Annotated in this window: 14 protein-coding genes; 9 read left to right on the top strand and 5 right to left on the bottom strand. The window is 64.5% G+C overall.

Going from position 1 to position 12,274, the window contains the following annotated elements; all coding sequences use genetic code 11:
• Positions 1 to 5: 5 nt before the first annotated feature.
• The 3 genes from XALGPE39_RS09250 to XALGPE39_RS09240 all read left to right on the top strand — a co-directional run bounded on the left by XALGPE39_RS09250 (position 6) and on the right by XALGPE39_RS09240 (position 1,317).
• Positions 6 to 497 carry a transcriptional repressor gene (locus XALGPE39_RS09250; protein ID WP_045727935.1) on the top strand — a complete coding sequence of 164 codons (492 nt, stop codon included), beginning with the start codon at positions 6 to 8 and terminating at the stop codon, positions 495 to 497.
• A 107-nt stretch (positions 498 to 604) separates the two neighbouring features.
• Positions 605 to 1,018, top strand: a complete 414-nt coding sequence (locus XALGPE39_RS09245) for a MerC domain-containing protein (RefSeq protein ID WP_045729093.1) — start codon at positions 605 to 607, stop codon at positions 1,016 to 1,018.
• Positions 1,019 to 1,131: 113 nt separating this feature from the next.
• A complete protein-coding gene (locus XALGPE39_RS09240; protein WP_045727934.1) occupies positions 1,132 to 1,317 on the top strand; it encodes a 30S ribosomal protein THX in 186 nt (61 codons plus the stop codon).
• A gap of 156 nt (positions 1,318 to 1,473) precedes the next feature.
• On the opposite strand, the gene XALGPE39_RS09235 is transcribed toward XALGPE39_RS09240, so the two are convergent.
• A complete protein-coding gene (locus XALGPE39_RS09235; protein ID WP_045727933.1) occupies positions 1,474 to 2,886 on the bottom strand; it encodes a chloride channel protein in 1,413 nt (470 codons plus the stop codon).
• 272 nt (positions 2,887 to 3,158) lie between these two features.
• Positions 3,159 to 3,695 (bottom strand): methylated-DNA--[protein]-cysteine S-methyltransferase, encoded by a 537-nt coding sequence (locus XALGPE39_RS09225; RefSeq protein WP_045727931.1) that lies wholly within the window; start codon positions 3,693 to 3,695, stop codon positions 3,159 to 3,161.
• 334 nt (positions 3,696 to 4,029) lie between these two features.
• On the opposite strand from XALGPE39_RS09225, the gene XALGPE39_RS09220 reads away from it, so the two are divergent.
• The 3 genes from XALGPE39_RS09220 (at position 4,030) to XALGPE39_RS09210 (ending at position 5,297) form a co-directional block, all read left to right on the top strand.
• Complete coding sequence (locus XALGPE39_RS09220; protein WP_045727930.1) at positions 4,030 to 4,293, top strand: hypothetical protein; 264 nt, start codon at positions 4,030 to 4,032, stop codon at positions 4,291 to 4,293.
• Positions 4,294 to 4,391: 98 nt separating this feature from the next.
• Positions 4,392 to 4,868 (top strand): DUF4019 domain-containing protein, encoded by a 477-nt coding sequence (locus XALGPE39_RS09215; protein ID WP_045729092.1) that lies wholly within the window; start codon positions 4,392 to 4,394, stop codon positions 4,866 to 4,868.
• 39 nt (positions 4,869 to 4,907) lie between these two features.
• Entirely contained in the window at positions 4,908 to 5,297 is a 390-nt protein-coding gene (locus tag XALGPE39_RS09210; protein ID WP_045729091.1) for an MAPEG family protein, read from the top strand.
• A 274-nt stretch (positions 5,298 to 5,571) separates the two neighbouring features.
• Here the strand turns inward: XALGPE39_RS09210 and XALGPE39_RS09205 are convergent, their stop codons facing one another.
• Entirely contained in the window at positions 5,572 to 5,793 is a 222-nt protein-coding gene (locus XALGPE39_RS09205; RefSeq protein ID WP_045727929.1) for an RNA-binding S4 domain-containing protein, read from the bottom strand.
• A 221-nt stretch (positions 5,794 to 6,014) separates the two neighbouring features.
• Between XALGPE39_RS09205 and XALGPE39_RS09200 the strand changes: the two genes are divergently transcribed.
• The 3 genes from XALGPE39_RS09200 to XALGPE39_RS09190 all read left to right on the top strand — a co-directional run bounded on the left by XALGPE39_RS09200 (position 6,015) and on the right by XALGPE39_RS09190 (position 10,001).
• Positions 6,015 to 7,988, top strand: coding sequence for a DEAD/DEAH box helicase (locus XALGPE39_RS09200; protein ID WP_045727928.1), 1,974 nt, complete (start codon positions 6,015 to 6,017; stop codon positions 7,986 to 7,988).
• A gap of 133 nt (positions 7,989 to 8,121) precedes the next feature.
• Positions 8,122 to 8,841 carry a pseudouridine synthase gene (locus XALGPE39_RS09195; RefSeq protein WP_045727927.1) on the top strand — a complete coding sequence of 240 codons (720 nt, stop codon included), beginning with the start codon at positions 8,122 to 8,124 and terminating at the stop codon, positions 8,839 to 8,841.
• 83 nt (positions 8,842 to 8,924) lie between these two features.
• Positions 8,925 to 10,001 carry a sensor domain-containing diguanylate cyclase gene (locus XALGPE39_RS09190; protein WP_045727926.1) on the top strand — a complete coding sequence of 359 codons (1,077 nt, stop codon included), beginning with the start codon at positions 8,925 to 8,927 and terminating at the stop codon, positions 9,999 to 10,001.
• Positions 10,002 to 10,016: 15 nt separating this feature from the next.
• On the opposite strand, the gene XALGPE39_RS09185 is transcribed toward XALGPE39_RS09190, so the two are convergent.
• Both XALGPE39_RS09185 and kdgT read right to left on the bottom strand, forming a co-directional pair.
• Positions 10,017 to 10,964, bottom strand: coding sequence for a DMT family transporter (locus tag XALGPE39_RS09185; RefSeq protein WP_045727925.1), 948 nt, complete (start codon positions 10,962 to 10,964; stop codon positions 10,017 to 10,019).
• Between the two features lie 56 nt (positions 10,965 to 11,020).
• Positions 11,021 to 11,995 carry a 2-keto-3-deoxygluconate transporter gene (gene kdgT / locus XALGPE39_RS09180; protein ID WP_045727924.1) on the bottom strand — a complete coding sequence of 325 codons (975 nt, stop codon included), beginning with the start codon at positions 11,993 to 11,995 and terminating at the stop codon, positions 11,021 to 11,023.
• Between the last annotated feature and the right edge of the window lie 279 nt (positions 11,996 to 12,274).

Genomic DNA, 12,274 nt, shown 5'->3' with positions numbered 1-12,274 from the left:
CCGCCATGCCCAGCAAGAAGCACGCCTGTATCGATCCCCAGCACCATGTCCATGACCCGGTCGATTTCGTCACGGTGGCTGAGCGAGTGAGTTGTGAGCGTGGTCTGCGTTTGACCCCGATCCGCGCCAATCTATTGCGGTTGATCGCCGAGGCGGCGCGCCCGGTCAAAGCCTACGAGTTGCTGGAATGGGTGCGCGAAGGCAAGAGCGTGGGGGCCGATGCGCCACCCACCGTGTACCGGGCGCTGGATTTCCTAATTGCCAACGGTTTCGTGCACAAGCTCGAATCGGTCAATGCCTTTATCGCCTGTCATCATCCCAGTAGCGCCCAGCACTCGGTGCCGTTCCTGATCTGCGATCGCTGCCACAGCGCGGTCGAACTGGAAGACCGCGATGTGGTCGAACAATTGGAACGGCGGGCCAGGGCGCTGGGCTTCCAGCCGCAGGCGCAGACCCTGGAAGTGCATGGCCTGTGCGCACGCTGCGCGAACGGCTAGGGCGCCATCTCAGCGCCTGCGTGTACGCGCCGGAACTCACATGCAATGCGGCGTCGATAGTATTTGCCAAGTTGTTGCGTAGCGGTTTGCGCATGAAATTCACGACAATGCCTATCCCTTCCAATCTCCGTGTCTTGCTCGACCGTCTCGGCGCCACTGGTTCGTTGTTATGCGCGGTGCATTGCGCGGTGCTGCCGTTGGCCCTGGCGTTATTGCCCTCGTTGGGTCTGTCGATATGGCTGGGCGAAGGGCTGGAGCTGAGTATGGTGGTGTTCGTCACCTGCCTTGGCCTGTTCAGCTTGGTGCTCGGCTACCGTCGGCATCGCGTCTGGCAGGCGCTGGGGTTGTTGATATTGGGCCTGTTGTCGGTGTGGGCCGGGATCCTGGTGCCTGCCTTGCACCACGCGGCAGTGGCGCATGCGGCGATCATGACGTTCGGTGGCACCCTCGTCGGGCTTGCCCATCTGCTCAATCTGCGCCTGAATCACAGCCATGTGCACGACGCGAGCTGCGCCCATTGAGCGCACGTGTTAGGCTTGTCGATCTTGTGTGAGGATCGCCAATTGCGTTGCCCTCGCCAAACTCCGCGCCGCGCGTGGGGATTTTTTGCACATACATTCAGGAGTCGATGAGCATGGGTAAGGGTGACCGCAAGACCGCCAAAGGCAAGCGCTACAACGCCAGTTACGGCAATGCGCGCTCGCACAGCGTGAGCAAGGTGGCTGTGGGCGCTGCTGCGCCGGTCGCGAAGAAGTCGGTGGTCAAGGCGCCGGCGGTGAAGAAGGCGGTGGCCAAGAAGACGGTGGCCAAGGCCGGCTGAGTTCAGGTCAACGCCTGCAGCGTAAAACGCGGCGCTTGCGCCGCGTTTTTTTTTGCGCAGTTTGCCAGGCTGCGGCGGGTTTCGTGTCGTACCGCTTGCGCTGGGTTGCATCCCCCGGTTGGCGGAGGCTGCACGAAAACGGCGGCGGTGTGGCGCTCAGCGCGGGAGCGCGTCCTCGCCCTGGTCTCCGGCCAGGTCGGCGACCAGAGATGTTTTTTCCTCTGTCGTGGGCGCGGGAGGCGGTGGCGGTGCCGGTGCCGCCAGCAACAATTCGGCCAATCCCCTGTAGATCGGCGTGCGGCAGACCAGCGCCGAGGCGCCGCGCGCGATCAGGACTGTTGCCAGGATCGGCAGCAACATGTTGCTGCTGTCAGTCAGCTCCAGCGAGATCACCGCCGACGTCAGGGGAGCCTGGGTAACACCAGTCAGATAGGCGCACATGCCCAGCAGCACAAACGTGCGCGGATCCACGCTCGGCATCAGCACGGCCAGGTTGTGGCCGAGACCGGCACCCACCGCCAGCGCTGGCGAGAACAGGCCACCTGGAATGCCGGCGACGTAGGACACCAAATTCGCCAGGAGTTTCATCAGGCCGAATTCGTGGCCGACGCTGGCATGCCCTTGCACCAGACTGCGGGCCTGCTCATAGCCGGTCCCGAAGGCGCCTGCGCCGAACACCAGGCCCAGCACGACCAGCGTCAGGCCACACAACGCGGCCAGCAGCACCGGATGCTGGCGGCGCAACGTGCCCAGCCAGCGTGGCTTGCCAGCGACGGTCGCCAGGACTATGCGTGCGAACCCGCCGCCGAGCAGGCCGGCGACCACACCGCACAGCAAGATCGCCAGCCACGCCTCGCCAAGTGGCAGCCCCGCCGTGGCGACCTTGCCGAAATAGGTGTAGTTGCCCAGCAAGCCCAGCGAGATCACGCCGCCAACGATCACCGCGGTGAGCAAGGTGCCGGAGAAGTGATGCTCGAAACGTCCGCTGAGTTCTTCGATGGCAAATACCACGCCGGCCAGTGGCGTGTTGAACGCGGCGGCGATGCCGGCCGCGCCGCCGGCGAGTAGGAAGTGGCTGGCATGGCGCGAGTCGCGGAAGCCGAACCAGCGCCCGAACACGTACATGAGGCTGGCACCGACGTGGACTGTTGGACCTTCGCGGCCGATCGAGGCGCCGCCGAACAGCGCCAGCGTGGTCAGTAGCAGTTTGCCGGCGGACACGCGCAGCGATAGGTTGGCTTGTCGGAATGTATGGTCGCTGCGTTCCAACGCGGCGATGACCTGCGGAATGCCGCTGCCACGGGTGGGCCGCAGTGCGCCGTTGGTCAGCCAGGCGAGCAGTGCAAAGATGCCGGGGGTGAGCAGCAAGGCCCACCAGCGCGAATGCGCGGTGATGCGTTGGAACAGGTGGAAGGCGGCGTCGCTGGCTTTGGCAAAGACGAGCGCGACTAGGGCCACCGCCACTGCGCCGCCCCACAGCACGAGGCGTTGTTTCCAGCTTTCGTGCGAGAGCAGTGGCCGTAAGCGATGGCGCAGGCGTGGTGGTTGCGCGTGATCTGGCGAGTGCATGCGCGGATTGTCGCATGCGCTGCGTTGTGCCGGTGGTATCTGGCGAGGCGATCAGCGCATGGATGAGCAGTGTTGCGCGCATGCGTGCACGTTGCGGCCATCTTCGGCTCAGCTTCGGCGTGATGCGGCGCGTGCGCAGGCTGTCGATCCAGGCAGACAGCACCTGCACCGTGACGCGGGGCGGTGTTGCTGTGGATGGCGCATAGCCCCGCCGTGGCGCATGAGCGTGGCTAGCAAAACGATAGCGAATCGCTTCGTTGTGTTAGCCACTGTTAGCCGAACAGTGCCGTGGTCGTGCCGCGATGCGTGTGGGGATCAACCTTGGTGCGGCGTTCCAGTTCCAGTAGCGCGGCTTTGGTCGGTAGGCCGCCGCCGAAGCCGGTGAGCGTGCCGTTGGCGCCGATCACGCGGTGGCAGGGCAACAGAATCGGTAGCGGGTTACGGCCGTTTGCCGCGCCGACCGCGCGCACCGCACGCGGTTGTCCGAGGTGTTGCGCCAACTGCGCATAGCTCCAGGTCGCGCCGTATGGAATGTCGGCCAATGCTTGCCACACGCGGCGTTGGAAGACGGTGCCGTGCGGTGCCAATGGCAGTTCGAAGCCGGTGCGTTCGCCGTCGAAATAAGCCTGCAATTGCCTGCGCGCTTCGCGTACTGGCGCTGGATCGTGGATCCAGTCGGCGCGATCCGGCGCGTCGTAGCGATTTTCCGGGAACAGCAGATGATGCACGCTCTCCTCGTGCCCAACGGCGACGGTGAGTTCGCCGATTGGCGTGGCAAATCGGTCGTAGTACAGCGTGCAGCGGTTCATGCGGCAATTCCCTTGGGCGGGTCGCCGGCCAGTCTAGTACGTTCTGACGCACCAGGACGGAGCGTTCCCGGAAGCACTGCCGGCGGCCATGGCGGTATCGGCCTGCGCGGGTCGTCGCCAATTGGGAGGTCCTGCATAGCGGTAACGGGCAGCTTCCTGATCCGCTCTGCGCGGTGGAAAGACCGTTATCGCAGAACGACGTGGCACCGCTGTCGCTGGCATCGCTCTGAGTCTGAACGGTGGCTGCGCCTGGACACGATGCGTCGCCGCCCATTCATGTTGTGGGCATTCGCGTGGCGCTAGCGTCCGCGGTATTGATCCCCGGAGTGCACCTATGTCCCCCGGAACCAAGCTGATGATGCGTTTGTATCTGCCGCCGGCGCTGTTGGCCTTGGTCGGCTTCCTGCTTGCCGAAGTGCTGCTGCATTTTGCCACTGGCAAGCACGCGACGTTGCTCGCGCGCATTGCTTCTCTACTGAGCCTGTGCGCGCTGCTTGGCGCGACGGTCTGGGCGTTATGGGGCAGTTGGCGTGCCTGGCATCGGCAGCGCTATGTCGTTGCCCCCATCCCGGCACCGCCAGGAGAGGAGATGACCTGAGCGGCGCGGCCCGCAGCGACGTAAACTGCCGGTCCCATCACCGTTGCGTGCGAGCGTTGTCCATGCCGATATCCGTGCCGTCGCATCGCCTGTTCGGCATGTTGCTGTGCGCCGTGGCGCTGCCTGTGTCCGCACAAACCGCCCCGTCCAAGTCGCCGGCTCCGTCCAAGCATGCCGTCGCGGCTGTGCCCGCGCCGGGGCCTTTAGCCAAGCAGGATGCGCAAATGGCACAGGCCGGCCTGCGCGCCGCACAACTGGTCGATGCTGGCCGTAGCGGCGAATTATGGGACGGTGCCTCGGCGCTCACCAAAAAGGCGGTGACGCGCGCTGCGTTCGTGCGCGATGTGGATACCGCCCGTGCGCGGCTGGGTGCGTTGCTCGGGCGCGGTGTCGCCAGCGTGGCCCGGGTGCAGTACGTTGCGGGCTCGCAGGTGCCGCCGGGGACTTATGTCAACATCAGCTTCCCCAGCCGCTTTGCCAATGCGCCGCAGCCGGTGCGCGAGTTGGTGTCGCTGCGTCTGGATGAGGACAAAACCTGGCGTCTGGCCGGCTACCATGTCGCCCTGCCGGATTGAGTCGCAAGCTGTTCCCCGTTCCCGCCGGAGGTTCCGATGATGAGTTTCGAAATCCGCATGCTGGCCTGGGCGATCCTGCTGGGGATCGGGCAATTGCTACTTGCCGCGGTGTTCGTCACCGGGCAACGTGGATTGAAGTGGAACGCTGGCCCGCGCGACACGCCACAGCCGCCGCCAACCGGGGTGGCTGGACGCCTGGAACGCGCCTTGCGCAATTTCCTGGAGACGTTTCCGTTCTTTGCCGCGGGTGTGCTGGCAGTGACGTTGCTGGGCAAGGGCAGTGCGCATACCGCACTGGCGGCACAGTTGTATGTGTGGGCGCGCCTGGCCTACGTGCCGCTGTACGCGCTGGGTGTGCCGTATCTGCGCAGCGTGGCCTGGGTGGCATCGCTATGGTCGATCCTGCAATTTGTATGGGCGCTGTTCTGAGCGGGCTTGGCCGCGTGATGGTGCGCCCTCGCGTGTCATCCCGGCCTAGTCATGCGGCTTGTGCTGGATAGCCAATAGCCTTGACGCGCGTTTTGCGTATTGCCAGGACAACTTCGATCATCTCGCCGCGCGCTGCACGTGGCCGGGCGAGTCGTGCGCGTTCACCGCACATCTGATCCAGCGCGTCATCGTGTCCTTGCGCCGAGAGCGGCCACGGCGGGGGCCGTGGCGCAAATCGTTGCGTTTCTCGCGCTGCTGGGGGAGGGAAGTGTGCTCAGACCTTGCCCAGCACCTGCACGTGCACATCGCCAAGCTGCACCATCTGGCCCGCGCGTACCTTGCATGCCTTGCGCAGTTCGACCTCGCCGTCCACACGCACCTGGCCTTCGCTGATCACGGCTTTGGCGGCGCCGCCGCTGTCGCACAGGCCGGTCAATTTCAACAAGTGTTTCAGTTCTACGTAGTCGCTTTCTAATTGGAGATCGATGGTTTGCATGATGGGGGACTCGGAAATCGATGCCTATTGTCGATCATTCGCGAGCCGAGCGGGCAGGTCGGTGGTGTCGCGGCGAGTCCGCTGTTGGTACCTCATGGCACCGCATCGATGGCGTCGCGCCTGAACGGTGGCCTTCACCTACTTTCGACATGTGAGCTGCCAAGGCGCACAATGTACTCCTTTGCGCTTGCCGGTTCTCTGCGGCGCCTCCGGAGTCTCCCATGTCCCAAGATACCCCCGCGCCGCTGCTGTTCGCAGATCTCGGCCTCTGTTCTGCTGTGATGAAGGCGGTCGCCGAGATCGGTTACGAGTCGCCCTCGCCGATCCAGGCAGCCACCATCCCGGCCCTGCTGACCGGGCGCGACCTGCTCGGCCAGGCTCAGACCGGCACCGGCAAAACCGCCGCGTTCGCGCTGCCGATCCTGTCGCGGCTGGATTTCGCCCAGCGCAAGCCGCAAGCCCTGGTGCTGGCACCCACGCGGGAACTGGCGATCCAGGTCGCCGAGGCGTTTCACCGCTACGCCGCGGCCATTCCCGGCTTCCAGGTATTGCCGGTGTACGGCGGCCAGCCCTACGTGCAGCAACTGTCCGCGCTCAAGCGCGGCGTGCATGTGGTGGTGGGCACTCCGGGACGGGTCATCGACCATCTCGACCGCGGCACCCTGGACCTGTCCGAGTTGAAGACGCTGGTGCTTGACGAGGCCGACGAAATGCTGCGCATGGGCTTCATCGACGACGTCGAAGCGGTGTTGAAGAAGCTGCCGCAATCGCGTCAGGTAGCGCTGTTCTCGGCGACCATGCCGGCGGCGATCAAGCGGATCGCGCAGACGTATCTCAACGATCCGGCCGAAGTCATCATTGCCTCCAAGACCACCACCTCGGCGAACATCCGTCAGCGCTACTGGGCGGTGAGCGGGTTGCACAAGCTTGATGCGTTGACCCGGATTCTGGAGGTGGAGCCGTTCGACGCGATGATTATCTTCGCGCGCACCAAGGCCGGCACCGACGAACTGGCGCAAAAGCTGCAGGCGCGCGGTCTGGCGGCGGCGGCGATCAATGGCGATATCCAGCAGGCGCAGCGCGAGCGGGTGATCCAGCAACTCAAGGATGGCAAGCTCGACATTCTGGTCGCCACCGACGTGGCCGCGCGCGGCCTGGACGTTGAGCGCATCAGCCATGTGTTGAACTACGACATCCCCTACGACACCGAAAGCTACGTGCACCGCATCGGCCGCACCGGCCGCGCCGGGCGCAGCGGCGAGGCGATCCTGTTCGTCAGCCCGCGCGAGCGCGGCATGTTGCGCGCGATCGAGCGCGCCACCCGCCAGCCGATCGAAGAGATGCAATTGCCGAGCGTGGACGCGGTCAACGATCAGCGGGTGAGTCGCTTCATGGAGCGGATCAGCGAGACCATCGCGGCGGGTGGCATCGACATCTATCGCGAACTGCTGCAGCGTTTCGAAACCGAGAAGAATATTCCGATGGTCGAGGTGGCGGCTGCGTTGGCGCGTCTGCTACAGGGCGATACCCCCTTACTGCTGGCCCCGGATCGTCCGCGCACGGCAGCGCAGGGCGAGCGTTTCGAGCGGCCTGGTGGCGAGCGCCGTGAGCGCGGTGAGCGTCCGGAACGTGCAAAGTTCGAGCAGAAATTCGAGCGCGAGGCCCGCCCACCCCGTCGCGACGAGGGTGAACGTGCGCCGCGTCCAGCGCCTGCACAGGGCGGTGATTTCGATTACCACCGCGATGTCGGCAGTTTCGAGGCGCCCCGTCGCGACAAAGCGCCGAAAGCGCCGCGTGGTGCGCCGGATGTGGGCATGGAGACCTACCGCATCGAAGTCGGTCATCAGCATGGGGTGAAGCCGGCCAATATCGTCGGTGCCATCGCCAACGAAGCCGGACTGGAAAGCAAGTACATCGGTCGCATCGACATCCACGACGACCACTCGATCCTGGATTTGCCGGTGGAGATGCCGCGCGAGTTGTTGGCGCACCTCAAGAAAGTATGGGTTTCCGGCCAGCAATTGCAGATGCGTAAACTCGACGACGTTGCGTCCGACGGTGCGCCGTTCAAGCCGAAGTTTGCGCGTGGCGGCAAGCCGGGTGGCAAGCCCAACGCCGCCGCCGCGCGTCCATCTGGGCGCTTCGGCGACCGTCCTGGCGAGCGTCCGCCGCGCAAAGGGCCACCCAAGCGTTGATGCCACGCCGCGAGTGCCGCTCAGTGCCAACCCCTGCGTGACAGGGGTTGCCGGCCAACTGGCGCTTTATCGCCGCTGCGCCTGATCGCCCGCTGTGCCTCGTCCCGAGTTCCCCGTTCCCAGCCCCGGTTCCATGTCCACTCGCCTCAACAAGCACATCGCCGAGAGCGGATTTTGCTCGCGCCGCGAGGCCGATCGCCTGATCGCCGCACGCCGCGTCACCGTCAATGGTCTGCCCGGCGGGGTCGGTTCGGTCGTGGGCGAGGGCGATGAGGTCAAGGTCGATGGTCAACCGCTGCGCGCGCGCGTCCAGCAAAAAAGTGGCCGCCGTCACGTCTATATCGCGCTGAACAAGCCGGTCGGCGTGACCTGTACCACAGAGCGTGAGGTCAAGGGCAACATCGTCGATTTCGTCGGCCACGAACAGCGCATTTTCCCGATCGGGCGTCTGGACAAGGACTCCGAAGGGCTGATCTTGATGACCAGCAACGGCGACATCGTCAACGAGATTCTGCGCGCGGAGAACCGCCACCAGAAGGAATACCTGGTGGCGGTGAACAAGCCGGTCACCGACGAGTTCCTGCGCGGGATGGCGCGCGGCGTGCGCGTGCACGACCAGATGACCTTGCCGTGCCGCACTGCGCGGATCGCCAAGTTCGGCTTCCGTATCGTGCTGGAGCAGGGGTTGAACCGGCAGATCCGCTTGATGGCGGCGGCGTTCGATTACCGCGTCACCCAGTTGCGGCGCGTGCGCATCGACAACATCAAACTCGGCGCACTCAAGCCCGGGCAGTGGCGCAATCTCACCGAACAGGAACTACGCGGGCTCCTGCCGCAGCGCCAGCAGTGGTAGCGGCCAGCGAGTGGTGGGGCTGGCAACGGCCGCGGATTGGGCGATACTGAGCAGCGACATTTGTCGCCGTCCTCCGGTACCCCGTGATCAAACCTTGCAAGTCCGACAACGAAGCCGCGCGTCTGCGCGCCCTGCACGCCCTGCATATCCTGGATACCGAGCAGGAAGACGCCTACCAGGATCTCGTGGACATCGCCGCCAGCCTCTGCGATACCCCTTCGGCGTTGATCTCGTTGGTGGACGAGGAGCGTCAATGGCTGAAATCGCAGCGTAATGTCAATCTGCTGAGTACATCGCGCGACGAATCGTTCTGCGGCCATACTATTTTGTCGCCGCAGCAGGTCATGATCGTTCCCGACGCGGCCGAGGATCCGCGTTTCAAGTGCAATCGGTTGGTGACCGAGGGAGGCGTGCGTTTCTATGCCGGCGCCCCATTGTTGACCGGTGATGGGTTGGCGGTCGGCACGTTGTGCGTGTTGGATAACCGCCCACGCACGTTGGACCCGTTGGACCCGGGCCAGGTGGCGGCGCTACAGGCACTGTCGCGGCAGGTGATGCATTTGATCGAACTGCGCCGCACCAGCCATGCGCTGTCGCTGCAGTTGCGCGAGCGCGAATGGTACGAACAGCAGTTGTTGCGATATCAATCGTCGCTGGAAATGCTCAATGCCGACCTGCTCGAACAGGCGCGCACCGATCCTCTGACCGGTCTGCTCAACCGCCGCGCCTTTGCCACCGCGTTGATGGTGGAGGTTGAGTCGGCGCAGATGAATGCCACAGCGCTCAGCTTGGCTATCCTGGATCTGGATTACTTCAAGAGCATCAACGACCTGCATGGTCATGACAAGGGCGACGAGGTGCTGTTGGCGTTGGCGCGGATGTTGCGCCTGCATGTGCCGTCTGACGGCCTTGTGGCGCGCTACGGCGGCGAGGAGTTCGCGATCCTGTTGCCGTGGATGCAAACGGAACAGGCAGTGCATACGTGCGAAGTAATACGCGAGGAAACGGGTTTATTGCGGGTTGGCGTGCCGATTACCACGAGTATCGGTGTGGCCACGTTACGCGCGCCCGAGAGCGCCGAGCAATTTCTCAAACGTGCCGATCAGGCGTTGTACCAGGCCAAGCGTGCCGGCCGCGATTGCGTGTCTCTGGCCGAATGAGTGCTGTTGCGTGACTCAGTTAAGTGAGTTCTTCGCTTCGCTGGTGGCTAGTAGCTCGGGATGTTGCACCCGTTTGGCGCGGGTCATTAGCGGGTGCAGGAACACTGCACTGAGGATCACCGTCACGCCCAGGTAGAACAGTGCGGTGAGTTGTTTTTGTTCGTCCAGCAGCACGATCGCAAAGAGGATCGCATAGACCGGCTCCAGGTTGGTGATCAACTGCACCGCGTAGGCGCTGAGTCGGCGTAGCGCCACCAGCGCCAGCGCGAACGGCAGCAGCGTGCATAGCAGTGCCAGTGCCACCAACAGCACGCTGTCGTGCAGGCTCGGCAGCATCAGTAACGGCCCGCTCAACGCGGGCAGCACCAACGGCAGTAGCGGTGCCAGCAGGGTCAGGGTGAGAGCGCCTGCGCCCAATTCCACTGCGGTGACCGTGAGCGGATCGGCATGGTCGACCAGGCGCTTGTTGAGCGAACCGAAGGCTGCCACAAAAAGTGCCGATGCCGCGCCGACCACGACCCCGGCACGCATCCCGTGCGGCACCCCGCCGACCACCAGCGCCACCCCCGGCAGCACCGCCAGACCGAACACCAATTCGCTGGGACGGAACGGACGCCTGGCCACCCACGGCTCGATCACGGCGGTGAATACCGGTGCCAGCGCGATGCAGGTCGCCGCGACCGAGGCATTGGCTAGCTTGATCGCGCCATAGAAGGTCAGCCAGTGCAGGCCAACCAGGATGCCGACCATGGCGTAGCCCAGTGCCAGTTTTGCGTTCAGCGCGGCCAGTCCACGCCATACACGCGGCACCAGCGCCAATGCCAGCACGACAATCAGCATTCGCCACCACACCAGCGGCAGCGCGGGTAGGGTGATCAGTTTGCCGAGGATGGCGGTCATGCCCCAGAGCAACACGCACAAATGAATTTGCAACTGGGCTTTGCTGGTGGGGTGGGGTGACATGCGGCTATTGTCGCGCAAAGCGTGGCATCGGCGCGGTGGCTGGCTGGCGTGCGAGGTCAGTGGCTGGTGTCCTGCGTGGCCGAGGCCGGTGCGATCCTGCGCGCGTACAGCGCAGTGAGCAGCGGTACCAGCAGCGAGGTCACGATCACCGACGTCGCGACTAGGACGGTGGCAGCCGGGGCTGTCGCCTTGAATTGCGGTGCCATTGCCGCGATCAGTGCCGGTGTGGCCACCGCCGCGCCGGCAGTCCCGGAAGCGGCGATGCCTGCGCTACCGCTGCCACCGCCCAGCAGCCGGTCGGCCAGCAGCAGCGGGATGCCGGTGACGAAAACGACCAGCAGGCCGAGCAGAATCCCCGCCGGACCACCTTCGACGATGGCGTGTAAATCCAATGTATTGCCGAGCGCGAAGGCGAAGAACGGAATCAGCGCGGGCACCGCGCGACTGAACAAAGTGCGCAGTTGCGGATCCAGATTGCCAAGTCCGAAACCCACCAGCAGTGGCAGCACCGCACCCACCAACAGGCGTGGTTCGAACGTGGCGACACCGGCGCTGCCCAGGATGAGCATGGTGACCAGCGGCCCGGACTCCAGCGACATCAGTACCACCGCGCCGGCCTCGCCGGGCGCGCCGTACTGCTGCATGACCGAGGCGAACAAGCCGCCGTTGGTCATGTCCATTGCTGCGACCAGGGCCAGCACCGACAGGCCCTTCCACAGGCCCGCCTCGATCCCGTTTGGTGGTAGCAGTTGCGCGCCGACGACCGCTACCAGCCATGCCACCGCGATCTTGGTCAGCAACAGTACCCCGGATTTGCGAAGTACCCGACCGCCGGCGCGTAGCTGGATCGACGCGCCCATGCAGAAAAACCACACTGCCAGAATCGGCACGATGCCGCTGACCAACCCTTGGGTGAATCCGCCGAACCATGTGCCCATCTGCGGCCATACGCTATGCAGCGCTGCACCAAGAAACAAGGGGACGAGCATCATGCCGCCGGGAATGCGTTCTACGGTCTGCTTGATCTGCATTGGGTGGGTCCAGTGGAGAGGTGAGGGAGAAGCCGCCACCGCGTCGGGTGTTGCGATCACCGACGTCGCGATTATTTGAGGGTTTTACCGCATCCTCGCGACGTGTGGATGGCACCGGCAGGAGGTTGTCCGCACCCGCTCAGCCCGGCGCGGGCGAATCGATCAACTGCCGAATCGATGTTGTGCTGCGGTTCGCGTCCACGATGCGGGTGACTTCACTCTCTGGCGCTGCCGTCGCTTCGTGTCCTGGCCTACACTGCGCTGCGTATCTGCTGCGGG

Source organism: Xanthomonas sp. GPE 39 (assembly GCF_000963005.1).
In the GTDB taxonomy this organism is placed as follows: Bacteria; Pseudomonadota; Gammaproteobacteria; order Xanthomonadales; family Xanthomonadaceae; genus Xanthomonas_A.
Note: the sequence above shows the minus strand (reverse complement) of the source record. Positions and strands in the feature narration are given on the sequence as shown.